General features: G+C 70.3%; 25 protein-coding genes. 10 read left to right on the plus strand and 15 right to left on the minus strand.

What is annotated here, in order from left to right:
- Nucleotides 1-480: 480 nt before the first annotated feature.
- From ACIRG9_RS18765 to ACIRG9_RS18785, 5 genes are all read right to left on the minus strand, one after another.
- Entirely contained in the window at nt 481-1,269 is a 789-nt protein-coding gene (locus ACIRG9_RS18765) for an HAD family hydrolase (protein WP_402857143.1), read from the minus strand.
- On the minus strand, nt 1,254-1,424 hold the full coding sequence (locus ACIRG9_RS18770; protein ID WP_402857145.1) for a hypothetical protein: 171 nt from the start codon (nt 1,422-1,424) through the stop codon (nt 1,254-1,256). Before ACIRG9_RS18770 ends, ACIRG9_RS18765 begins: the two co-directional genes overlap by 16 nt.
- A gap of 221 nt (nt 1,425-1,645) precedes the next feature.
- Nucleotides 1,646-2,047 carry a hypothetical protein gene (locus ACIRG9_RS18775; protein WP_402857147.1) on the minus strand — a complete coding sequence of 134 codons (402 nt, stop codon included), beginning with the start codon at nt 2,045-2,047 and terminating at the stop codon, nt 1,646-1,648.
- Nucleotides 2,048-2,182: 135 nt separating this feature from the next.
- The gene (locus ACIRG9_RS18780; protein ID WP_402857149.1) at nt 2,183-3,640 is read right to left on the minus strand and encodes an SDR family NAD(P)-dependent oxidoreductase; all 1,458 of its coding nucleotides are present in this window, start codon (nt 3,638-3,640) and stop codon (nt 2,183-2,185) included.
- Nucleotides 3,641-3,862: 222 nt separating this feature from the next.
- Complete coding sequence (locus ACIRG9_RS18785) at nt 3,863-4,315, minus strand: iron chaperone (RefSeq protein WP_402857151.1); 453 nt, start codon at nt 4,313-4,315, stop codon at nt 3,863-3,865.
- Nucleotides 4,316-4,479: 164 nt separating this feature from the next.
- Here ACIRG9_RS18785 and ACIRG9_RS18790 point away from each other — a divergent pair, with 164 nt between their 5' ends.
- The 7 genes from ACIRG9_RS18790 to ACIRG9_RS18820 all read left to right on the plus strand — a co-directional run bounded on the left by ACIRG9_RS18790 (nt 4,480) and on the right by ACIRG9_RS18820 (nt 10,030).
- A complete protein-coding gene (locus ACIRG9_RS18790) occupies nt 4,480-5,094 on the plus strand; it encodes a TetR/AcrR family transcriptional regulator (protein WP_402857153.1) in 615 nt (204 codons plus the stop codon).
- Between the two features lie 279 nt (nt 5,095-5,373).
- Nucleotides 5,374-5,646 (plus strand): SHOCT domain-containing protein, encoded by a 273-nt coding sequence (locus ACIRG9_RS18795; protein ID WP_402857155.1) that lies wholly within the window; start codon nt 5,374-5,376, stop codon nt 5,644-5,646.
- Between the two features lie 164 nt (nt 5,647-5,810).
- Nucleotides 5,811-6,362 carry an alpha/beta fold hydrolase gene (locus ACIRG9_RS18800; protein ID WP_402857157.1) on the plus strand — a complete coding sequence of 184 codons (552 nt, stop codon included), beginning with the start codon at nt 5,811-5,813 and terminating at the stop codon, nt 6,360-6,362.
- 177 nt (nt 6,363-6,539) lie between these two features.
- On the plus strand, nt 6,540-7,430 hold the full coding sequence (locus ACIRG9_RS18805; protein ID WP_402857159.1) for an arylamine N-acetyltransferase: 891 nt from the start codon (nt 6,540-6,542) through the stop codon (nt 7,428-7,430).
- Nucleotides 7,431-7,651: 221 nt separating this feature from the next.
- Complete coding sequence (locus ACIRG9_RS18810) at nt 7,652-8,242, plus strand: DinB family protein (protein ID WP_402857161.1); 591 nt, start codon at nt 7,652-7,654, stop codon at nt 8,240-8,242.
- 220 nt (nt 8,243-8,462) lie between these two features.
- Complete coding sequence (locus ACIRG9_RS18815) at nt 8,463-8,870, plus strand: YciI family protein (RefSeq protein WP_402857163.1); 408 nt, start codon at nt 8,463-8,465, stop codon at nt 8,868-8,870.
- 8 nt (nt 8,871-8,878) lie between these two features.
- Nucleotides 8,879-10,030: an RNA polymerase sigma factor gene (locus ACIRG9_RS18820; RefSeq protein WP_402857903.1), complete on the plus strand. Its 1,152-nt coding sequence runs from the start codon at nt 8,879-8,881 to the stop codon at nt 10,028-10,030.
- Between the two features lie 103 nt (nt 10,031-10,133).
- Here the strand turns inward: ACIRG9_RS18820 and ACIRG9_RS18825 are convergent, their stop codons facing one another.
- From ACIRG9_RS18825 to ACIRG9_RS18840, 4 genes are all read right to left on the minus strand, one after another.
- Nucleotides 10,134-10,442: a hypothetical protein gene (locus tag ACIRG9_RS18825; RefSeq protein WP_402857165.1), complete on the minus strand. Its 309-nt coding sequence runs from the start codon at nt 10,440-10,442 to the stop codon at nt 10,134-10,136.
- A gap of 15 nt (nt 10,443-10,457) precedes the next feature.
- Nucleotides 10,458-10,838 (minus strand): VOC family protein, encoded by a 381-nt coding sequence (locus tag ACIRG9_RS18830; protein ID WP_402857167.1) that lies wholly within the window; start codon nt 10,836-10,838, stop codon nt 10,458-10,460.
- A 176-nt stretch (nt 10,839-11,014) separates the two neighbouring features.
- Nucleotides 11,015-11,668, minus strand: coding sequence for a response regulator (locus tag ACIRG9_RS18835; RefSeq protein ID WP_402857169.1), 654 nt, complete (start codon nt 11,666-11,668; stop codon nt 11,015-11,017).
- Nucleotides 11,665-12,807: a sensor histidine kinase gene (locus tag ACIRG9_RS18840; RefSeq protein WP_402857171.1), complete on the minus strand. Its 1,143-nt coding sequence runs from the start codon at nt 12,805-12,807 to the stop codon at nt 11,665-11,667. Before ACIRG9_RS18840 ends, ACIRG9_RS18835 begins: the two co-directional genes overlap by 4 nt.
- 117 nt (nt 12,808-12,924) lie before the next feature.
- On the opposite strand from ACIRG9_RS18840, the gene ACIRG9_RS18845 reads away from it, so the two are divergent.
- Nucleotides 12,925-13,794 carry an ABC transporter ATP-binding protein gene (locus ACIRG9_RS18845; RefSeq protein ID WP_402857172.1) on the plus strand — a complete coding sequence of 290 codons (870 nt, stop codon included), beginning with the start codon at nt 12,925-12,927 and terminating at the stop codon, nt 13,792-13,794.
- Nucleotides 13,791-14,762, plus strand: coding sequence for a transmembrane transport protein (locus ACIRG9_RS18850; protein WP_402857174.1), 972 nt, complete (start codon nt 13,791-13,793; stop codon nt 14,760-14,762). Before ACIRG9_RS18845 ends, ACIRG9_RS18850 begins: the two co-directional genes overlap by 4 nt.
- Before the next feature lie 122 nt (nt 14,763-14,884).
- On the opposite strand, the gene ACIRG9_RS18855 is transcribed toward ACIRG9_RS18850, so the two are convergent.
- Both ACIRG9_RS18855 and ACIRG9_RS18860 read right to left on the minus strand, forming a co-directional pair.
- Nucleotides 14,885-15,610 carry a 4'-phosphopantetheinyl transferase gene (locus ACIRG9_RS18855; protein WP_402857176.1) on the minus strand — a complete coding sequence of 242 codons (726 nt, stop codon included), beginning with the start codon at nt 15,608-15,610 and terminating at the stop codon, nt 14,885-14,887.
- Complete coding sequence (locus ACIRG9_RS18860; protein ID WP_402857178.1) at nt 15,607-16,440, minus strand: metallophosphoesterase family protein; 834 nt, start codon at nt 16,438-16,440, stop codon at nt 15,607-15,609. Before ACIRG9_RS18860 ends, ACIRG9_RS18855 begins: the two co-directional genes overlap by 4 nt.
- Before the next feature lie 157 nt (nt 16,441-16,597).
- Between ACIRG9_RS18860 and ACIRG9_RS18865 the strand changes: the two genes are divergently transcribed.
- On the plus strand, nt 16,598-17,350 hold the full coding sequence (locus ACIRG9_RS18865; RefSeq protein WP_402857180.1) for a hypothetical protein: 753 nt from the start codon (nt 16,598-16,600) through the stop codon (nt 17,348-17,350).
- Here ACIRG9_RS18865 and pip read toward each other — a convergent pair.
- The 4 genes from pip to ACIRG9_RS18885 form a co-directional block, all read right to left on the minus strand.
- The gene (gene pip, locus ACIRG9_RS18870; protein ID WP_402857182.1) at nt 17,347-18,309 is read right to left on the minus strand and encodes a prolyl aminopeptidase; all 963 of its coding nucleotides are present in this window, start codon (nt 18,307-18,309) and stop codon (nt 17,347-17,349) included. The two genes, ACIRG9_RS18865 and pip, sit on opposite strands and share 4 nt — an antisense overlap.
- A gap of 51 nt (nt 18,310-18,360) precedes the next feature.
- Nucleotides 18,361-18,735, minus strand: coding sequence for a hypothetical protein (locus ACIRG9_RS18875; RefSeq protein WP_402857906.1), 375 nt, complete (start codon nt 18,733-18,735; stop codon nt 18,361-18,363).
- Between the two features lie 302 nt (nt 18,736-19,037).
- Nucleotides 19,038-20,507 carry a hypothetical protein gene (locus ACIRG9_RS18880; protein WP_402857183.1) on the minus strand — a complete coding sequence of 490 codons (1,470 nt, stop codon included), beginning with the start codon at nt 20,505-20,507 and terminating at the stop codon, nt 19,038-19,040.
- A gap of 248 nt (nt 20,508-20,755) precedes the next feature.
- A complete protein-coding gene (locus tag ACIRG9_RS18885) occupies nt 20,756-21,271 on the minus strand; it encodes a 2'-5' RNA ligase family protein (RefSeq protein ID WP_402857185.1) in 516 nt (171 codons plus the stop codon).
- Nucleotides 21,272-21,349 lie beyond the last annotated feature (78 nt).

Raw genomic sequence — 21,349 nt, forward strand, 5'->3', positions numbered from 1 at the left:
TCAAACGACCCACCGACAAGATCACCCGCCACAACCGACCCGCCATACCCAAGCTGGCCTGCCCAGACGCCTTAACTTAATGGCATTGGCTCTTGACCTGCCCTCGTGTCGTTGCGGTTGCCCGGTTGAGATTGCCGATTACGGTGACCAGACGGGGTGCTCGTGTCGATGGCGACCTGCAACAGTCCACCCTCCCCGGGTCAACTTCAACCCGCCGCCACGACCTCGATCGACCAGCATCGCGATCAACTGTTCATGCGTGACCGGCTCTCCGGTAGTGGGTCATTGGTGACGCGCGGCGCGACGCCGAACCGGCGAAACGGTTATTACAGGCCCGTGGGCTGCTGGAATGCGGTTCGGATTCTGCCAAGTATGGTCCACCATTAATAAGGCAAGCTCAAGGCCCCTCGATAGTGGGGCCTTGGCTCGTATCTGAGAGCCAGTCGTTGCCCGTAGGCAGCGAGAAGGCACCAAAGGACTTCAGCCTGTTCCGGCAGCGTCCGAACCTGCGTCAAGGTCCGCTTGACGTGGCGGGCCGGGCGGCGGCCCGCTCCCCAGAAGGGCGGCACGCGATGCCCACGTGGCGCCCCGGCTCCCCCTGGACACGGCGGCGCCGAGTACAGAGGTATCGAGATCCTTGAGGGACTCCAGTACCAGAGTGGCAATCGCAAAGCGCGGATCGCAGCGATCAGCGGCCTCGGGAACGGCGACGACCGTCATCTGGGCTGACACGCCAGCGAGGACGCCGTTGAGCGAGTCCTCGATCACCACGCATTCGTCGGGTGACGCACCGAGGGCGGCGGCGGCCCGGAGATAGGCGCCCGGGTGGGGCTTGCCGTGTTCGTCGTCTTCGGCCGAAAACACGGCATCGAAGGATCGGTCGAGGCCGGCGCTCGCGAGCGCATGCCGAATCACCGACTCCGGCGACGATGATACGACGGCGATCGCTCTCGATGCCCGCGCACACGTCGCGACGGCGTGATCGGCGCCGGGCTTCACCGCCACTCCCTCCCTCAGCCTGCGGCACACCGCGGCGACGATCTGCTGCTGGACGTCGTCGGGGTCGGCTCGAATGGTGGCCCGATCGAACCAGTAGGCCACCATGTCCCTTTGCCGCATCCCGCGCGTCGCCGCCTGCATCTCCGTCGTGAGGTGCAGGCCGAGCGGACCGAACACTTCACGCTTTGCCGTGTCCCAGATCGGCTCGGAGTCGATCAGAAGCCCGTCTAGGTCGAATAGGACGACCGGTTGCATCAGCTGAAGCGGCATTCGATGACGCCCATCGCGATGAGCTCCCGGCACCACTGCCCGAATACCTCGCGTCGCATCTGGCGCTTCGATCGGCGCGTCGCGGATTCGCCCTGCTCGCCGACTCGCCCGACAAAGGTCTCAAGGTCAACCGAGGGATCAACAGTCACGGTCATCAGTCTATGCAAGGCCGCCGAGGGGCAGCGCCGTGGACAGCAAGCAGACCGAGATTCGTGCCCGACCCGTGCCCGACCCCAGCGGTCAATTCCGGTTAGCATCGCGACATTGGGCAGCCACAACATCGATCACTATGCGTTCCCAACCGCCCGCCATGGCTGGTCAACGCCTCGACCAAACCGTTCGTCAGAGCGATGCAACGCACCTTCCAAACTGACGGTCAGGACTGGTGCTGGGCGCGCCTCGCCAGCACGTAGTCTGCATAGTCCTCCCCGGCAACCCCGTGGTTGACCCACAGATCCGGGGATGCTCCAGTGCTTCGCTCTGCCAGCTCCAGCGCTTCGGTCGGGTCTTGAACGTGGCCGATCACACGGCCATAGCCCGTTTCGTCTTCGTCTTCGTCTTCGGGGTCGAGGGGCGGGAACACGGACAGATCTCCGTATTGCTCGTCGTCCAGGTCCTGTACGTCATGAACGGACACGTTGTAGCCGTCCTGCCAGGGCCAGACCGAGACCCAGCCGATGCCTCGTACGCCCGCCAGTGTGATGGGTCCGACGAACTGCTCAACTTCTTTCTTGCGGCCGAGCGCGGCGAGGACGAACAGGCGCCTGAGGTGACGCATGCTCGGAGGCTATCCCGGATGCACCGGAGTCGAGCTGGGTGACGAATTGGGTCACAACTGGGCGCACAACCACGGATATCCGCGAACGTAGACGATCATCGCGGTGCCGGTCGGCGGCGGGGGTGGGCGTGCTGGTTACCAGGCGCTGGGGGCGTAGTCCTTGAGGAAGCAGCCGTACAGGTCTTCGCCTTGTTCGCCGCGGACGATCGGGTCGTAGACGCGGGCCGCGCCGTCGATCAGGTCCAGTGGGGCGTGGAAGCCGGTGTCTGCCAGCCGCATCTTCGTCGGGTGGGGTCGTTCGTCGGTGATCCAGCCGGTGTCTACGCTGGTCATGAGGATGCCGTCGGCCAGCATCTCCTGGGCGCTGGTCCGGGTCAGCATGTTCAACGCGGCCTTGGCCATGTTGGTGTGCGGGTGCCCTGGCCCCTTGTAGCCGCGGGCGAACTGGCCTTCCATCGCGGATACGTTCACCACGTACTTGCGGCGGGCGGTCGCTGCGGCCATCGCCGGTCGTAGCCGGCTGACCAGTACGAACGGCGCGGTGACGTTACACAGTTGCACTTCGAGTAGTTCGACGGGGTCGACCTCGTGCACCCGTTGCACCCAGCTGTTGACCGGGTCGAGGTCCGGCACCAGGCCGCCGGCGTCGATGGCGGTGGCTGCCGCGATCCGTTCCGGCGAGGCGGAGCCGCTGGTCAGGGCCAGCGCGGTGAGCGCGTGTGGGGTGATTGTGGGCGACGTGGGTGGGGCGGTCAGGCTGCCCGCCGGGTCGTCTCGGCCGGCCTTGGCGAATGTGATCATCTCCGGTAGCGGGCCGTCCGGCAGGGCCGCCGCCTCGGCGGCGACGAGCTGCGCGTACGCCCCGGGTGTGCGGCGGACGGTTTGCGCCGCGTTGTTGATCAGGATGTCGAGTGGTCCTTGGTCGCTGACCGAGTCGGCGAGGGCGATCACCTGGGCGGGGTCGCGTAGGTCGATCCCAACGATCCGCAGGCGGTGCAGCCAGTCCCCGCTGTCGGGCATCGCGGTGAATCGGCGGACCGCGTCGTGGGGAAACCGGGTGGTCACCGTGGTGTGCGCGCCGTCGCGGAGCAGCCGCAGCGCGATGTACATGCCGATCTTCGCCCGGCCGCCGGTGAGCAGCGCGCGCCGGCCGGTCAGGTCGGTGCGGGCGTTGCGGCGTTCCCGGTTGAGGGTGGCGCAGGGCGGGCAGAGCTGATGGTAGAAGGCGTCGACCTCGTGGTAGCGCTGCTTGCAGACGTAGCAGCCGCGCGGGTTGTGCAGGAAGCCGGCGGTGGCGCCCACGGTGGGGGAGGTGAGCGGGATGCCCTGGGTCTCGTCGTCGATGCGGCCCGGGGCGCCGGTGGCGGTGGCCGCCGTCACCGCGCGGTCGGCCGCCGCGATGGCATCCCGCCGTTCCTCACGTCGCCGCTGCTTGATCATCTTGTAGAGCTTCGCGGTGGCCCGCTGCACCCGCACCACGTCGGGGTGATCGGAAGGCAGGTCCTCCAACGCCTCAAAGACGCTGAGACAGGTCTCCAGCCGGGCCGGATCGATGCCGTCGTGACCGGTTTCGGTAATGTTGTCCGCCGTCATGCCGTCGCTGTCTCGTCCCGTTCCCTGCGCCGGAGCTACCCGGCCCACCCCAAGTCCGACCCGGAACTGTACGCACCGCACGGCCTCCGACGCATCCCGCGCCTGTTCATCAGCCCGAAGACCGTCGAGGCCAACCTCGCCCGGGTCCATGGTTCAGGGTCGGAAGCCCGTAGCCGGAACGCCGCAGCGTGTAGATCACCCCGACTTCCGCCAGGGCGCGCCTCAGCTCACCGCCTGCTTCACGAGCGCACCGATCCGCGCCTCCACCTCGGCTGTCACCTCGGTCAGGGCGAACCCGGCCGCCCACATCGGGCCGTCGTCCAGCCTTGCCTGGTCGCTGAACCCGAGCGTCGCGTAGCGCGCCTTGAACTTCTCCGCGCTCTGGAAGAAGCAGACGATCTTGCCGTCCAGTGCGTAGGCGGGCATCCCGTACCAGAGCTTCGGCGCCAGGAGCGGGGCGCTGGCGGTGATGACGGCATGGACGCGCTCGGCCATGATCCGGTCCGGGTCCTGCATCTCGGCGATCTTGACGAGCATGTCCCGCTCTGCCTCCGCCGCCTTGCTCGCGCGCGAGCCGCGGCGCACTGCGTTCTTCAACTCCTGGGCGTGGTCCTTCATCGCGGCCCGCTCCTCGGCCGTGAATCCCTCGTGCTTACTGCTTTCGGTGCTGCTCATGGCGGATCTCCCCGTGAGGATTTGGTGTGGCGCAAACCTGGGCGCGCGGGTGACGAACATGCCACGACACTCCCCATCGGCACGCATCGTGCCGATCGAGGTCCAATGCTGCACGCACCTCGCGACATTGTCAACGGCACGCCGTGTGCCGATAGAGTGGCAGCATGACCGACCCGCCTGCCACGCCACGGCGCCGAGGCGCTGCGCGCACTGAAGAGCTGCTGCGAGTGACCCTCGATCTGGCCGCGGAGGTCGGTTACGCGGGCCTGAGCATCGAGGCGGTCGCGAGACGGGCCGGGGTCGGAAAGCACACGATCTACCGGCGCTGGCCGTCCATCGCGGCGCTGCTGCTCGACGCGCTCAGCCTCGTGTGGACCAGCGATCTGGACTACCACAACGCCGGGGACGTCCGCGCGGATTTGCGCGAACAGTTTCTACGCTCAAGCCTGGCCCTATCCAGCCCGCCGATCGGCCCCGTCTACCGCGCAGTCATCGCCGAGGCGCAGGCCGATTCCACGCTGCGGGCGACCCTGCACGAACGGTTCCTGGTCACCGTCGAACAGAGCACCCTCGACCGGATCACCCGCGCTCAAGGCACCGGTGAACTCGTCGCGGAAGCGAACCTGGAATTCGCCGCCGAGGTGCTGTGCGGCACCCTCTACTACCGCTGGTTGCTGTCAACCCGCCCCATCGACGAGAGCGCGATCGACGGACTGCTGGACATGTTCATGGCCGCCTACGGAACATCAACTACAGCGGTTGAGTCGTCAGGGTCGTAGTGAGGCGGTCCGGCGTGTTGACGTGACCGTGGTCGATGGAGCGATGGCGGCAATGACCACCGCGATGTCAGTGCTGCCGACTCTGCCGGATCGGTGAAGCCGCGCTGCGGCGTCGGCCGGTCGCGTCCCGGCCGGGCGGCGCGCCAGGATGCTGGTGGGAGGTACGTCCTGCGACGTACGGCGGGTGTCGTTGCACGACCGACGGCGGCAGCCTTCCCGGAGGCCATGCTCGGGGCAGAGGGCGAGCAGGAGCGAGCCCTGAGACCGAGGGAGATTGTGATGCTGGCGGAAGTGGCGGGCTACGTGTACGCCCACCCTGGTCCCGGTTGGGGAGACGGAAACGGCCCCTGGAACGGCGGGGCGGGCTGGTGGCTGATCTTTCCTACGCTGTTCTGGCTTCTCGTGCTGTCGTCGTTCGGTTATCTGATCTACCGCAGGTCGCCGACCAGGTCGGCGCGCAGCGCAGCCGAGCGAATTCTCGCCGAGCGCTTCGCACGGGGTGAGATCAGCGAGGAGGAGCTGAAGCAGCGGCGAGCCGTTCTGCGGCGATGAAAGGCGTTCTCGGCGCGTACGGCGCCGGCGCTGACTGTGGCTGGTGACGCGCCGTAAGGTGCATAGGTCGGGGGCGGCTGGGGCCCGGGAGGTTGCTCGGGCTTCGCCTGGGCCTGCAGCGGGTATCGAACCGGATCGCCACGCGGTCGTGAGGGAGGATCGGCATGGCAGGGCCTCGGCAGATCTTGTTCATCCAGGGCGGCGGCGCGGGCGCGCACGACAAATGGGACGACAAGCTGTGCGACAGCCTGAGGCGGGAACTCGGGGACGGGTACGAGGTCCGCTACCCGCGCATGCCCGACGAGGACGACCCGAGCTACGCCAGGTGGAGCGCGGCCATCCGGCTTGAGATGACGGCCTTGGACGACGGCGCCGTCATCGCCGGCCATTCGGTGGGCGGGACGATCCTCATCAACGCGCTCGCCGAGCGGCCACCGGAACGGGAGCTCCAGGCGATCGTGCTGATCGCCGCTCCGTTCGTCGGTGCGGGCGGCTGGCCCGGCGACGAGTTCGAGCTGCCGCACGACCTCGGCGCGAGGCTGCCGCAAGGGGTGCCGGTGCACGTGTTCCACGGACTCCAGGACGAGACAGCCCCACCGTCGCATGCTGACCTGTACGCCCGCGCCATCCCGCAGGCACAGCTGCACCGGCTGCCCGGGCGCGATCACCAGCTGGACAATGACCTGAGCGAGGTGGCGAAGACGATTGGTTCCTGACGACCTCCGACCCGTCACCCAGGGATAGCGAAGAGCCCCGAGCCCTTCTGAAACGACAGCCACGGCTTCGGCGCTCGGGGCTCCTGCCCGCGAGGTCACGCAGCTGCCGCCGGCTTGCAGCGGACTCTATGAGCCCAGGACGGTTCACATCTTCCGACGGCCAAGAATAATGGGGCCATGTTCGAATCGATGCCCCGATTGGACCTGGATGTCCAGCAGGCGTATCTCGCCCGGCTCGGTGTTTCGGCGGAACCGCCTTCGGTGGCAGGCCTTCAGCTGTTGGTGCAGCGCCACGCTGAGCGCGTGCCGTACGAAACCCTGTGGATTCACGCCGGCGAGGCCTGGAACATCGACCCGTACGAGTCCGCAACGCGTATTGCGCTGCACGGGCGCGGCGGCTACTGCTATCACATGAACGGAGCGCTGGGCTTGCTGCTCAGTTCGCTCGGTTACGCAGTCTGCGGCCACGTCGGAGGCGTGCACGGCCCGGAAGGCCCTGACGCCGCCGCGATGGGAAACCACCTGGTCTTGACGGTAGGGCTGTTACCGAGCGACGCGAACCCCGGTGGGGTCTGGTACGTGGACGCCGGGTTGGGCGACGCTCTGCACGATCCGCTGCCGTTGGTCGCGGGTAGGCATGATCAGCCGCCCTTCGGACTCTCCCTCGAGCCGGCCGCTGACAAGTCGGGGTGGCATCTGACCCATGACCCGGGCGGCGGATTCACCGGCATGACCTGGACCTTGGCTCACGCGCGCTGGGCAGATTTCGAGGCGAAGCATCACTGGTTGTCGACCTCGCCGGAGTCGGGGTTCGTCCAGGTGGCGATGGCCGAACGCCGCGACGCCACCGGGGTGGATGTCATCCGGGGGCTGGTTCTGAGCCGGATCGGTGACGGTGCCCGTACCGCAGAGCCCGTCACTCGCCGGGCGGAGTGGTTTGACCTGCTCGCGGACCTGTTCGATCTGCGGTTGCACAGCATGACCCCGGAGGCGCGCGATCGGCTCTGGACGAACGTCCGCACAGCGCACCGCCGCTGGCAAGAAACGCAGGCCTCTCAGAGCCCCTGAAATCCCAGTAGACGTCGTCCGTGAACCGCTGCGGGCATCGCCTGCCCTGAGGGACGGTCGACGGCCGTGTTCTCCGTCCTCGGCATGCTGGCCAGCCGGGACGTCCGCCGGCTGCAGGCGGTAGCCCCCGCCCGCGCTGCCAACGTAGCGCAGACCGGGCCAGCCGAAGGGGACCGAGCGACACCCCGCACGACGGCTCTGCTTGAGGAAGACTGGCCGGCATGGCTGACTTGGGCGATGCGAAGGCTGTGCTGCACCACTACCTCCAGGCGAATCGCGAGGACCTGATCTGGAAGCTCGACGGGCTGAGCGAACGCGAAGCCAGACTGCCACGCACCGCGACCGGCAACAACCTGCTGGGGGTCCTCAAGCATTGCCTCAACGTCGAAGCCGGCTACTTCGGGCCTACCTTCGGACGCGAGTTCCCGACGCCTGAGGAACTGGTTCCCATGCAGGCGTTCGAGGAAGATCCGCAGGCAGACTGGTACGCGCGGGAGGACGAGACGAAGGATGGGTTGATCGACCTGTATCGCCGTGTCGGGGCGTTCGCGGATCGGACGATCGAACAGCTACCGCTTGACGCGCCGGGGCGAGTGCCGTGGTGGCGGCCAGGCCAACAGGACGTGACGCTGCAGAGGATCATCGTCCACGTGACCGGCGACCTCGCTCGTCACGCCGGTCACGCCGACATCATGCGCGAGCAACACGACACGGCGATCGGCCTGCGGCGGGAGAACACCAACATCCCGCAGGACTATGACTGGACGGCGTACGTCACCAAGCTGACGAAGCTGGCTGACCGCTTCGGATAGCCGCCCGGTCCCGTCGGCGCACGGGTCTCGGTGGAGGCCGCGTCCAACGGCCCGCAGGCGCGCGGGCGGCGGCAGATCCGGATCCTTCTGGACAGCAGTGAACAGATGACTCATCTGGCAGAGCGAAAAAGCTCGGACCGTGATGTCGAGAACTGGTGACTGGCTCCGTCCCCGTGGTGAGTGACCAAGATGGGTCGCACCAGCACTGAGGAGAAAGACGATGGCGAAGTACCTGCTGCTCAAGCACTACCGTGGCGCTCCGGCTGCGGTCAACGACGTGCCCATGGACCGGTGGACGCCGGAAGAGATCTCGGCGCACGTGCAGTACATGAACGACTTCGCGGCCCGACTCGAGGGGACCGGCGAGTTCGTCGACGGTCAGGCGCTCGCCCCCGAGGGCACGTTCGTCCGGTACGACGGCGAGGGGCGCCCGCCGGTCACCGACGGTCCGTTCGCCGAGACCAAGGACCTCATCGCCGGCTGGATGGTGATCGACGTCGACAGCTACGAGCGCGCCGTCGAACTGGCCGGGGAACTGTCGGCCGCCCCGGGGGCGGGCGGCAAGCCGATCCACGAGTGGCTCGAGTTGCGCCCCTTCCTGACCGAGCCGCCCACCATCACGGAGTGACATCTCGGTTGAACGAGGCCCTGCTCCGGAGCCTCACCCCGAGGGTGCTCGGGATCCTCGTCCGCCGCGGAGCCGACTTCGCGGCGGCCGAGGACGCCGTCCAGGACGCGCTGGTCGAGGCGGTCCGCGTCTGGCCGGCCGACCCGCCGCAGGACCCGAAGGGCTGGCTGGTAACCGTAGCCTGGCGCAAGTTCCTCGACGCGGCCCGGGCGGGCGCCGCCCGCCGCCGGCGTGAAAGGCTCATCGACGACGAGCCGGCGCCCGGGCCCGTGCCCGCGGTGGACGACACGCTCCAGCTCTACTTCCTGTGCGCCCACCCGTCGCTGACGCCGTCGTCCGCGGTCGCGCTCACGCTGCGCGCCGTCGGCGGGCTGACCACCCGCCAGATCGCCCAGGCCTACCTCGTGCCCGAGGCGACCATGGCGCAGCGCATCAGCCGGGCCAAGCGCATCGTCTCCGGCGTACGGTTCGACCAGCCCGGCGACGTCGTCACCGTGCTGCGCATCCTCTACCTGGTCTTCAACGAGGGTTACTCCGGAGACATCGACCTCGCCGCCGAGGCCATCCGGCTCACCCGGCAACTCGCCGCCGCGATCGATCACCCCGAGGCGACGGGGCTGCTCGCCCTCATGCTGCTCCACCACGCCCGGCGTGACACCCGCACCGCACCCGACGGCGCCCTGGTGCCGCTCGCCGAGCAGGACCGCGGCCGATGGGACACCACCTCGATCGCCGAGGGCGTCGAGATCTTGCAGGCCGCCCTCGCCCGCGACCGGCTGGGTGAGTTCCAGGCCCAGGCCGCCATCGCGGCACTGCACGCTGACGCGCCCACGGCCGAGGAGACTGACTGGGTGCAGATCGTCGAGTGGTACGACGAGCTCGCGCGCCTGACCGACAGCCCGATCGTCCGGCTCAACCGTGCGGTGGCCGTCGGCGAGGCCGACGGACCGCGCGCCGGGCTGGCGGCGCTCGCGGCGCTGGACGACTCACTGCCCCGTCACACGGCGGTGGCGGCGTATCTGCACGAACGCGACGGCGACCTGGCCACCGCGGCACGGCTGTACGTCGATGCGGCCCACAAGGCCCCCAACCTCGCCGAGCGCGACCACCTGACGCGCCAGGCCGCCCGGCTCAACGCCCGAATCCGCTCGTCGACGTAGCATGCGTCTGCGCCCGGACCTACAGCCCGGCGCTCTGCCGCTGAGCTACACCCCACCCACACTCTCCCGAGGGTGTCCTGGCCGGCGGCTGAGGTGACGCTGCCTACTTCACCGCCTGCATCGGCTGACCGGTCAAGGCGCTGTAGCCGACAGCAATCAAGATCATGACACCGGCGGCTGTGAAAGCCATGCCAATCAGCCGTTCCAACAGGACGAAGCGCGCTAGACGCTCCTCCTGCGGAACGTCTGGTAGCCAGCGCCAAGGCGGAACTCGCCGTAGCACGCTCGCGGCCGACATCGATCGCCGCACGTGCCACTCCGTCACGCCGCGAAAGTTTGTGGCCAGGGCGACGCCTACAAGGCTCACAGCCGGACCCGTGACGATAGCCGCCACGACACGCCATGTCTCCATCTGCGCCTCCGGTCGTCAAGCCTGTGCCGTCGATTGGCCCTTGCGTTGCTCGATGCAGAACTCGTTGCCCTCGGGGTCGAGCAGCGTGACCCAACCGCGTCCGTCCGTGGTGCGGTGGTCCTCGTGGAGCTTCGCGCCGAGGGCGATGATGCGTTCCACCTCATCGTCGCGGCTCCGATCGGTCGGCTGCCAGTCGAGGTGCATGCGGTTCTTCACTGTCTTGGCCTCGGGCACCCGGATGAACAGGATGCCGGGCACGGGGGAGGGAGCTTCTACGAGCACCTCGTCGTCGCCCGGCTTGTCTATGTCGGACACCGGCCATTCCGTTGTCTCGCTCCAGAACGTCGCCAGCCCGTAGGGATCGGCACAGTCAATCGTGATGTGGCGGAGGATCATGGCGACACCATAGCCAGTGGAGTCAGGCTCTGGGGGTTGGCCGCATCTTCGCGTTCGGCTTCGGGTGTTAGCGAACATCGGCGAGCGTCGTGAACGCGCACTGGGCGGCTGGATCCGCAGGGTGGAAGGTGGCCCGGTGGGCGGGCGGACGGGTGACCGTCGGCGGCATGCGCTGTTCAGCCGGTTTCGACGATCCGGTTCTCCCAGGCCCAGACGGCGATCTCGGTGCGGTTGCGCAGGCCGAGCTTCGTCTGGATCGTCGACACGTGACTCTTCACCGTGCTCAGGGAGATGAACAGCTCGGCCCCGATCTCCAGGTTGGTACGGCCGCGCGCGATCTCCCGTACCACCTCGATTTCGCGTTCCGACAGCGACGGTAGTGGCCCGTCGGGCTTTCGTGCCGGTGCGGTCAGCTGGCGCAGTAGCCGTACGGTGATCGACGGGGAAACGAGCGCGTCGCCCTTGTGGGCCGCGCGTACCGCCTCGACGAGCAGGGCTGGGCCGGCGTCCTTCAGGATGAAGCCCACGGCACCGCCGCGCAGGGCCCCGAACACGTACTCGTCCAGGTCGAACGTGGTGACCACGATGACCCGTGTCGGGTTCGGCACGCCCGGGCCGGCCAGTGCCCGGGTCACCTCGATGCCGTCGAGCCGGGGCATCCGGACGTCCACCAGACAGACGTCGGGGCGCAGCCGGCGGGCCTGCGTGATCGCGTCGACACCGTCGGACGCCTCGGCGATGACGCTGATGTCCGGCTGGTCCTCGAGGATGAGCCGCAGGCCACCGCGGATCATCGCCTGGTCGTCGGCGATCAGCACCCGGATCGTCATCGCGGTCGTCCGGCGTCGACGGGCAGGGTGGCCCGGACCGACCAGCCGGCGTCGGGGAGCGGGCCCGCGTGCAGCGTGCCGCCGAGTGTCTCCACCCGTTCACGCATGCCGACCAGGCCGTACCCGCCGCGGTTGGTGGCGCGGGCGGGGCCCGGTGGCGCGTCATCGATGACGTCGACCGTGACGCCGGAGTGGCCCTGGTCGACCGTGACGGTTACCCCGTGGGCGTGCGGTGCGTGGCGGGCCACGTTCGTCAGCGCCTCCCGGACGATCCGGTACACGGTGTTGGTGACCTCCGGCGGCCACGCCGTGCTCTCGTCGGGTACCCGCAGCCGCACCGACGGCCCTTGCCGGCTGAAGCGCTCGACGAGTGACCCGAGCTGTTCCGGCCCGGCCGTGGCCGGCGGCGCGTCCTGGGTATCGCGCAGCAGCCCCACCACGCGACGCATCGCCCGCATCGCCTCGGCGCCGGCGGTCTCGATCCCGGCCAGCGACTCGGCCACCTGACCAGGGTTCTTGTGCGCGACGAGCCGGGCGGCCTGCGTCTGGACCAGCATTCCGGTGAGGTGGTGGGCCACCACATCGTGCAGTTCCCGGGCCAGCTCCAGCCGCTCCTCCTGGCGAATCTTCGCGATGGTGGCCGCGGCCCGCTCGTCCAGCAGGCGCAGTGCCAGGCCGATCACGACGGCGCCGAGCCAGGCCGCGACGTTCAGCGCCACGGCCGCCGAGGCGCCCGAGGAGTGCGGTCGGGCGGCCAGGTAGGCGTCGCCGACGACCGCGAGCCCTCCGGCGGCGAGCGCCCCGGCCGGTACGGGAGGCAGCACGCGCACCGCCGACCCGACGAGTACGGCGAGAGCCAGTGCCATCGCCGGTCCCGGTTCGGTCGGGAGGTGGAACATCCGGGCGACCGTGATGGCCAGTCCAGCGATCGCGAGACCGGCAATTGTCGTCCACACCCGCTGCCGTCGCCGTACCAGCGCGAGTGCACAGACCACGACGGCGGCCGAGCCGCCAGAGAGCCAGTACCGTGCTCCCCATGTCTGCGCGATCCCGACGGCCTCGGTGCCGAGCGCGGCGAGGAAGACCACGGCGAGTCCCGCCGTGGTCGCGGCCCTGGACAGTCGGTTCCCGAAGCTCACCCTGTTCAAGTTAGGAGATCACCGGCTCGCGCGAACCGGCCAAAAGTAGGGTGGCCCGCGTGCCGGCCCATGCTTTGGACCGATGCCCGGCTCCCCTGGCGTTCGCAGGATGAGCCCATGGAAACACCACTCGTACTGCACGCCGAGCGGCTCACCAAACGGTACGGCCGGCGCACGGCACTGGCCGACTGCGATCTTGCGATCCCGCGCGGGCACGTCGTCGGGCTCGTCGGCCCGAACGGCGCCGGCAAGTCGACCCTGCTGCAGCTGGCCTGCGGCCTGATCGGGCCGACCTCGGGCACCTTGTCCGTCCTCGGATCCAGACCGGCGGCCGACGCGGCGCATCTGGCCCGGGTCGGCTTCGTCGCCCAGGACACCCCGGTGTACGCCTCGTTCAGCGTCGCCGACCACCTGAAGATGGGTGCGTGGCTGAACCCGTCCTGGGATCCGGCGTTGGCCAGGCGGCGGATCGCGGAGGTCGGCCTGGACCCGGGGCAGAAGGCAGGGCGTCTCTCCGGTGGTCAACGCGCGCAGCTCGCGTTGGCCGTCGCCGCGGCGAAGCGTCCCGAGCTGCTCATCTTCGACGAGCCGGCCGCGGCGCTGGATCCCCTGGCGCGCCGGGCGTTCATGCGGGGTCTGGTGGAGTTCGTCGGCGAGTTGGGGGCGAGCGCCGTTCTTTCCTCGCACCTGCTGGGCGACGTCGAGCAGGTCTGCGACTACCTCGTCGTACTCTGCGGCGGGCGGGTCCAGGTCGCGGGCCCGGTACGGGATCTGCTCGCCTCGCACCATCGGATCACCGGCCGGCCGGCCGGGACGGCCGGGGTCGAGGTCGTCTGGGCGGAGCACGGCCGCGCCGTGGTCCGGGGCGATGCGGCGGTACGGGACGGCGGGCCGGCGGTGACGCTGGAGGAACTGGTCCTCGCGTACATGTCGCGGGCCGCCGGGGCGGGCGCCGTGTCCCGCGCGGGGGCGGTGGTGCCGCGATGATCCGGATGACCTTGCGCCAATTCCGCGTCCAGGCGCTCGTCGGCGCGATCCTGTTGCTTCTGGCCGCTGTCTATCTGCTCCGTCTCGGCGGAGACATCCGCGCCGTGGGCGACGCGTCCCAGCTGCCGAACCGGTACGGACAGACGATGCTCTTCCTCGCCGCCGGGTTCGGACTGGTGCCCGCGTTCATCGGTGCGTTCTGGGGCGCGCCGCTCATCGCCCGGGAACTGGAGGCCGGCACCCATCGACTCGTGTGGAACCAGAGCGTGCCCCGCCGCCGCTGGCTCGTGGTGAAGCTGATGCTCCTCGGCTTTGCCAGCATGGCTGTTGCCGGTGCGCTCAGCGCGCTGCTGACCTGGGCGGCGGCCCCGGTGGACCAGGTGACCGGCGACCGGTTCAGCACAATTCTGTTCGGCGTGCGCGGCGTGGCACCCATCGGGTACGCCGCCTTCGGCTGCACCCTCGGCGCCGTCACCGGGCTGCTGGTACGCCGCACGCTGCCGGCGATGGCGATCGTGTTCCTGGCCGTGATCGCGGTGCAGTTCATCGTGCCGAACCTGCTGCGACCGCACTTCATGCCCGCCGAGCGGGTCACCGTGCAGATGACCGCCGACGCCATCAACCAGGCCCGAATGCTGGGCAGCATCACCGGCGGGCCGGTCGTCGGAGGGCTGGAGATACCCGGCGCCTGGGTCACCCACACCACCAGCCTGCTGACGGCGGACGGCCGGCAACTCTCCGATGCCGCCTTCGCCGAGTGCTTCGACAACGCCCCGAGGACCGGAGCCGACGGCACGTTCGGCGACATCGCGGTCTGTCTCGGCAAGCTCGACCTGCACGTGGACCTGGCGTACCAGCCCGACCGACGATTCTGGCCGTTCCAGTGGGCCGAACTGGCGCTGTATCTCGGTGCCAGCGCGTTGCTCGCGGCGGTCGGCCTGTGGCGCGTCCAGCGCCGGGTCAGTTAACGGGCGGTCCGCTGTCCCCGGTGGATCTCCACCCGGACCATGGAGACGTGAAGGTTGTCGCGCGAAGCACAGACGGTTCGTGGGACGTGTGGCGGGTGGGATCAAGGCTCACGGTGAGCCGGTCAGCGCGGCTGCTGGACCGTTCCCGCCGGACTGATCTGCTCCGGTTGTCTCGGTCGGGGCACGTCCGGCAGTAGCAGCGCGACGGCCGTCACGATCAGGCTGTCGGCGACCAGGAAGCGGCCGTGCAGCGCGGTCAGCGGCGGGCCGCCGTCCGTACGGGTGCCGTCGACCAGCAGCCGGGCGGTGAAGCTGCGCGACACCGGGTCGATGGACAGCTCCGCGTCCTCGAAGCCCAGCCAGCGCCCGGTCACCGGGTACCACGCCTTGTAGACCGACTCCTTCGCGCTGAACAGCAGCCGGCCCCAGTGCGTCGACGGATCGGCGTCGGAGAGGCGACGCAGCAGCTCCGGCTCGCCGGCGACGGTCACCGCCTCGCCGACCCCGTCCGGCAGCGCGCCGTGCGGCTCGGCGTCGATGCCGAGACTCGCCAGGGCGGTGTCGCGGGCGACCGCCGCGGCCCGGTAGCCGGAGCAGTGGGTGATGCTGCCGACCACGCCGGCCGGCCACAGCGGCTCCCGCTTCGGCCCGGGGCGGATCGGGGCCGGGGCGTACCCGAGGTGGCCGAGGGCTTCCCGGGCGCAGCGCCGGGCCGTGACGAACTCGCAGCGACGGCTCTCGACCGCCCTCGCGACGAGGTCCTCCTCGCCGGGGTACGGCGTCTCGCCGGGCAGGTCCGCGAAGGCCTCGACGGTCACCACCGACGGTGGCAGCAGCGACTCGATCACAGTGCCGCCCCGAGGATCCGCCGCATCGGCTTCGGTTCGCCGCCCCGGCGGCCCCACTCGCGGGGGTAGCCCAGCGACACCTCCTCGAAACGCACCCCGTCGTGGTGGGTGGTGCGCGGGATGTGCAGGTGCCCGTAGACGGCCACGGCCGCCCGGTGCCGGACGTGCCAGTCGGCGGTGCGTTCGGTGCCGCACCACTGGGCGAACTCCGGATACCAGAGCACGTCCGTCGGCTCGCGGACCAGCGGCCAGTGACTGACCAGCACGGTCGGTAGCGCCGGGTCGGTCGCGGCCAGCCGGCGCTCGGTCTCGGCGAGCCGCGCCCAGCACCAGGACTCCCGGTCGGGGTACGGGTCGGGGTGCAGCAGCATCTCGTCGGTGCAGACCACCCCGGCGTCGTACGCCCGCCGCAGCGACTCCTCCTTGGTGCTGGTCCCCGGGGCGCGGAACGAGTAGTCGTAGAGCTGGAAGAGTGGCGCGACGGTGACCGGGCCACCCTCCCCGTGCCACACCGGATAGTCGTCCTCGGGGGTCAGCACGCCGTTGTCCCGGCACATCCGCACCAGGGCGTCGTAGCGGTCCCGGCCGCGCAGCGTCACCGGGTCCGACGGGTGCGTCCACAGCTCGTGGTTGCCGGGCACCCAGACCACCGTGGCGAACCGGTCGCGGAGCTGGCGCAACGTCTCCTCGACGGCCCCGAACACCTCGCCCACGTCGCCGGCCACGATCAGCCAGTCGTCGGCCGTCTCCGGCCGCAGGCCGTCCACGATCCGGCGGTTCTCGGCGTACGACACATGGAGGTCACTGACCGCGAACAGCGAACCCGTCACCCGGCCGATCTTGCCATTGCCGCTCGCGGATGGATAGGCGGGCGCTTGAGCAACAGGGGTCAGCCGGGGCAGGATGAGCGGCAACGGTGTCGCGACCCCGGCGGCGTGCAGGGCCGCGCGGGACGAAACGTCGACTCTTCACGGAAGGGACGACGGTATGCACCCGATGCTGCGTCGACTCGACGACCTCGCCGCTCACATCGCCACCCGGCCGGACACCATCGCGCTGCTCGGCCTCGGCTCGGCCGGCGTCGCGTACGACCGGCTGGACGCCCATTCCGACCTGGACTTCTTCCTCGTCGTCGCGGACGGCGCGGTGCCCCGCTACGCCGAGTCGGTCGACTGGCTGGCCGTGCCGTGCCCGGTGGCGTACAGCTTCGCCAACGAGCGCAACGGCCGCAAGGCGCTCTACGCCGACGGGACCTTCGTCGAGTACGCCGTCTTCACCGTCGACGATCTGGCCCGGCTGCCGTTCGCCGGGGCGCGGGTGGTGTGGCAGCGGCCCGACGCCCCGGCCGGGCTCGCCGAATGCGGGCCGCCGGCCCGCCCCGCGACGCCGTACGACACGGTCGAGTTCCATCTCAACGAGGCGCTCACCAACCTCTACGTGGGCCTGCACCGCGAGCTGCGCGGGGAACGGCTCAGCGCGTCGCGGTTCATCCAGTCGTACGCGGTGGACCGGGTGCTGGCGCTGCTCCGGCTCACGAACCCCGACGTGGCGCATCGGCGGGACCCGTTCGACCCGAGTCGCCGGGTCGAGCAGGCGTACCCGCCGGAGGTGCTGCCGCTGGCCGAGATGGTGCCCGGCTACCTGGGCAACCGGGCGGCGGCCCGGGCGACGTTCGGCTGGCTGGAGGAACGGTTCCCCGTCGACCCGGTGATCGCCGCCGCGATCCGGGCCCTGTTCTAGCCCGCGAGCAGGGCGGCGAAGTGGTCGGTGGCGCGGAGCAGTTCGCGGGCGATGCCGGGTTCCGCGGCCGAGTGCCCGGCGCCGGGGACGATCCGCAGCTCCGCCTCGGGCCAGCGGCTCGCCAGGTCGTACGCCGACGCCATCGGGCAGCAGAGGTCGTAGCGGCCGTTGATGATGACGGCGGGGAGGCGGCGGATCCGGTCCACCCCGTCGAGGAGCTGCGTGTCGCCGGTGAGGAAGCCGCCGTGCAGCGCGTAGTGGGACAGGATCCGCGCGATCGGCAGCGCCTGCTGCTCGTCGGTGAAGTGGGCGAGCAGCCCGGGGTCGGGGCGCAACGCGGAGTTGATCGCCTCCCAGCGTCCCCACGCCGCCGCGCAGGCCCGGGCCTCGGCCTCGTCGGGTCCGTGCAGCCGCCGGTGGTACGCGCCGAGCACGTCGTCCCGCTCCGCCGCCGGGATGGGGGCGACGAAGCGGTCCCACTCGTCCGGTTGGAGGTGGCGCAGGCCGCCCTGGTAGAACCAGTCGCGCTCGCTGCGCCGCATCAGCAGGACGCCGCGCAGGATCAGGCCGGTGACCCGGTCGGGGTGGGCCTGCGCGTACGCCAGGCCGAGGGTGACGCCCCACGAGCCGCCGAACACCAGCCAGGAGTCGATGCCGAGCCGGGCCCGGATCGCCTCCAGGTCGTCGACCAGGTGCCAGGTGGTGTTGGCGCCAAGCTCACCGAACGGGGTGCTGCGGCCGGCACCGCGCTGGTCGAACAGCACGACCCGGTAGCGGTCCGGGTCGAAGAAGCGCCGCGCCGCCGGCACCAGACCGCCGCCGGGCCCGCCGTGCAGGAAGACCACCGGTACGCCGTCCGGTCGGCCCACCTCCTCCACGTACAGGTCGTGGCCGTCGCCGACGGCGATCCGGTGGGTGGCGTACGGCTCGATCGGCGGGTACAAGGCAGGCTCGGTCATGAGGACCCATACTGCCTCGCCCGCCGACGGGCCGCACGGGACGGTCGGCGGTCAGCAGGCTTGGAGGCTGCCGAGGTTCTTCAGCAGGGCGTCGGCGACCCAGCCGGAGACGCCGGTCGTGGTGTCCCTCAGGTAGGTCCAGCTGTGGGTGGTGTAGCCGTTCGCGGTGACCCCGTCGCCAGGGGTGTAGCACCAGAAGTCGACGTTGTGGTTGGCCTGCCCGAATCCGAGCGAGGGGCAGGAGGTGTGCGGGCCGGTGCGAATGTTGATGTTGCTGCCGTTGAAGAGACTGCCGCTCTTGCTGTCGTAGTTGGTGTGTGAGTGGTTGCAACTCGCGCTGGCCGGGGCGGCCACGCTGGTCACCGCCACGCCGGTGCAGCCGACCGTCAAGGTGACGGCCGCCGCGATCGAGGACAACTTTCGCACGTCGATCAACTCCCCGCATTCTCAACCCCACGCACAGTGATCCACATATTTACATGCGACGAGGTGTGTGGGCAAGGCCCGCGCCTGCGCGATGACGGCGAGCCGACACATGGGCGACATCGCACCGGTCGCGTTCGCGGTCACCGCATGGCGACTGGCCACCACGCTGAGCCCGTACGTCCGCTGGCACCGGCCGGTCGTCTCGGCGACCTGCGCGCGCAGCCCCTGGGACGGAAGCTTCACCTGCCGGCCGGCTCCTGACCGGCACCCGGGTTGGGTGCCGGTCAGCAGCGGTGCCGCCCTCAGGCGTTGGCCGGGATGCCGGCGCCTGGGCCGGCCGCCGGATCGTCGGCGGTCTGCTCCGACTCGGGAGCGGACCGTTGGACCGGCGTGCGGACCGCGAACGCGTCGAAGCTCGGGCCGTCCAGGGTCGTCCGCTCCGGGACGGGAGCACTCGCGGCCCGGTCCGGGGTGAATGGCTCGGGCCGCTCCGGGTGCATCCGCTCGGCTGGCGCGTCGCCGGCGGGGCGGCCACCCACCTGCGGGTACTCGGCGGTCTCGCCCCCGCCCGCCGCGGCTGCCATCACCGCCGCCGCGGCCAGGTCGGCCACCCGCTTCGCCTCCCGTTGCACCCGGGCGCGGGTCTCCTTGGCGTGCTGCTCGGCGAGGTCCGCTGCCCGGCGCGCGTCGTCCAGCCGCTTCGACTCGGCGGCCAGCTCCCGGCGTACCTCCACCAGGCGCTCCTCCAGCGCGGCCCCGTCCTGCTCGATCGTGCCGATCTCCTGGCGGGCGTGTTCGAGCTGCTGCCCGACGGTCCCCATCTCGGCCTGGAGCTGGGTGAGGGTCTCCTGCCGCTGCTGGATCTCCTGCTGCACCGTGGACAGTCGCTCCTTGTGCGCCGCCGTCTCCTCGTCGGCGCGTTCGCGGACCTCGGTGGCGTACTGCTGGGCCTCATCCACCAGCGCGGCGATGTCCCGCTCGGCGGCGCTGGCCCGGTCGGCCAGCTCCTGCTCGGCGGCGGCCCGCCGCTCGTCCAGTTCGCGGGCCATGGTGGCCTGCCACTGGGCCAGCTCCTGCTGGGCCTTGCTCCGGTTTGCCTGCACCTCCTGCTGGATCTGGGTGCGGGCCGCCTTCACCAGCGCCTCCGACGCGGAGCGGGCCTGCTCGACCTGTTGGCTGCTCTGTTCGCTGACGCGCTTCGCCTCCTGCTGCGCCCGGTCGTGGGCGGCCTGCCCCTCGGCCCGCAGTTTCTCCGCCAGCTCTCGGATCGAGGTGAGTTCCGCCTGCGCGACGGCCCGCTGCTCCTCGTCGGCCCTGTCGTGCTCGGCGCGCCGCGCCGACAGTTCCTCGTCCAGCTCCCGCAGCTCCCGGGTGGCCTCCTCCCGCGCCGAGGCCAGCACCTTCTCCGCCTGGGCCTGGAGGTCGGCGGCGCGTTTGGTGGCGGCCTCGCTGATCTGCCCGGCCTGCTTCTCGGCCAGGTCGAGGATCTGGTCGACCATCGGCCCGAGGTCCCTGAAGGACGCCCGGTCCACCTGCGCGGGCCGCTGCCGCAGCTCCGCCGCCTCGGCCTGGGTCCGCTGCATCTGCGCGGTCAACTCCCGCGACTGCTTCTGCGCCCGGTCCCGCTCGGACGTCAGCATGGACAGGTCGCTGTCCAGCTGCTGGACGTACCTGTCCACCTGGCGTTTGTCGTAGCCGCGCAGCACCAGGTCGAACCGCGGCCGCGCGGACACGTCGTCGTGGGATGCGAACGGTTCCTCGCCGTTGGACATACGCCATCCTCCGTCAGTTCGCCAGCGCCGGGCCGGCGGTATGCGCCCGGCAGGGCATGATGAGGCGCAACGGTACCGTCGTCGCCGCGTGGGCCCTGCCCCGCCCCGGCCTCTCGCCATATGAGCCGGCGAACACCCCGGTCCGGGGACCGGTCGTGTACCAGGTCGGTGGTGCGAACGGGGCCACCAGCGGTCGCTGTCGGTGGTGAAGACCTCGAAGGCCCGCTCGGCTCGGGTCCCGCCCGCGCTCATGGCAGCGGGCGTGAGATGCCCCGAGCGTGATCGGTGACCGACGCGCCGACCACGGTGGCGGTCAGCGGCAGCACCTCCAGGCAGCGGCGGACCGCCGCGGCCAGCAGCGGGTTCGGCACCCGCATGGAGAGCGTGCAGTGCGGCACCCAACGCCCCGGCTGGTAGTGCTCGACCAGGCCGATGCCGGCCCGGGCCAGCCGGCCGTGCACCTCGGCGTGATGGGCCAGCAGTTCGGCGGTCGGCGCCGGCCCGAGCCAGAGCACCCGGCCGACGAACTGGCCGGCGTGCTGGAACTCCAGCCGCAGCGGCGCCGCGACCACCATCCCGGCGAGGGCCTCGGCCACCCGGTCCGGATCGAAGCGCGGCGCCACCGCGAGCGAGACGTGTGGTCGGTGCCGCTGCTCCAGCAGCGACCGCATGCTCTGCACGCCCTCGGACTCCAACGCGTCCCACAGCACCCGGATCCGCCGGGTGGCGTCGATGTCGAGATACAGCTCCAGCGCGGCGACCACCCGATCACCCTAGAGGTGAGGTTTGTCCGGCCCGGTGAGCGGTACTGCCCCGGGTGGCACCGACGGAGGAGCGTGGAC

Source organism: Micromonospora sp. NPDC093277, from assembly GCF_044765245.1.
Classification (GTDB): domain Bacteria; phylum Actinomycetota; class Actinomycetes; order Mycobacteriales; family Micromonosporaceae; genus Micromonospora.

Coding starts and splice junctions, on each gene's coding strand:
- ACIRG9_RS18765 (WP_402857143.1), bottom strand. CDS start 1,269: ATGCCGCTTCAGCTGATGCAACCGGTCGTCCTATTCGACCTAGACGGG.
- ACIRG9_RS18770 (WP_402857145.1), bottom strand. CDS start 1,424: ATGACCGTGACTGTTGATCCCTCGGTTGACCTTGAGACCTTTGTCGGG.
- ACIRG9_RS18775 (WP_402857147.1), bottom strand. CDS start 2,047: ATGCGTCACCTCAGGCGCCTGTTCGTCCTCGCCGCGCTCGGCCGCAAG.
- ACIRG9_RS18780 (WP_402857149.1), bottom strand. CDS start 3,640: ATGACGGCGGACAACATTACCGAAACCGGTCACGACGGCATCGATCCG.
- ACIRG9_RS18785 (WP_402857151.1), bottom strand. CDS start 4,315: ATGAGCAGCACCGAAAGCAGTAAGCACGAGGGATTCACGGCCGAGGAG.
- ACIRG9_RS18790 (WP_402857153.1), top strand. CDS start 4,480: ATGACCGACCCGCCTGCCACGCCACGGCGCCGAGGCGCTGCGCGCACT.
- ACIRG9_RS18795 (WP_402857155.1), top strand. CDS start 5,374: ATGCTGGCGGAAGTGGCGGGCTACGTGTACGCCCACCCTGGTCCCGGT.
- ACIRG9_RS18800 (WP_402857157.1), top strand. CDS start 5,811: ATGGCAGGGCCTCGGCAGATCTTGTTCATCCAGGGCGGCGGCGCGGGC.
- ACIRG9_RS18805 (WP_402857159.1), top strand. CDS start 6,540: ATGTTCGAATCGATGCCCCGATTGGACCTGGATGTCCAGCAGGCGTAT.
- ACIRG9_RS18810 (WP_402857161.1), top strand. CDS start 7,652: ATGGCTGACTTGGGCGATGCGAAGGCTGTGCTGCACCACTACCTCCAG.
- ACIRG9_RS18815 (WP_402857163.1), top strand. CDS start 8,463: ATGGCGAAGTACCTGCTGCTCAAGCACTACCGTGGCGCTCCGGCTGCG.
- ACIRG9_RS18825 (WP_402857165.1), bottom strand. CDS start 10,442: ATGGAGACATGGCGTGTCGTGGCGGCTATCGTCACGGGTCCGGCTGTG.
- ACIRG9_RS18830 (WP_402857167.1), bottom strand. CDS start 10,838: ATGATCCTCCGCCACATCACGATTGACTGTGCCGATCCCTACGGGCTG.
- ACIRG9_RS18835 (WP_402857169.1), bottom strand. CDS start 11,668: ATGACGATCCGGGTGCTGATCGCCGACGACCAGGCGATGATCCGCGGT.
- ACIRG9_RS18845 (WP_402857172.1), top strand. CDS start 12,925: ATGGAAACACCACTCGTACTGCACGCCGAGCGGCTCACCAAACGGTAC.
- ACIRG9_RS18850 (WP_402857174.1), top strand. CDS start 13,791: ATGATCCGGATGACCTTGCGCCAATTCCGCGTCCAGGCGCTCGTCGGC.
- ACIRG9_RS18865 (WP_402857180.1), top strand. CDS start 16,598: ATGCACCCGATGCTGCGTCGACTCGACGACCTCGCCGCTCACATCGCC.
- pip (WP_402857182.1), bottom strand. CDS start 18,309: ATGACCGAGCCTGCCTTGTACCCGCCGATCGAGCCGTACGCCACCCAC.
- ACIRG9_RS18880 (WP_402857183.1), bottom strand. CDS start 20,507: ATGTCCAACGGCGAGGAACCGTTCGCATCCCACGACGACGTGTCCGCG.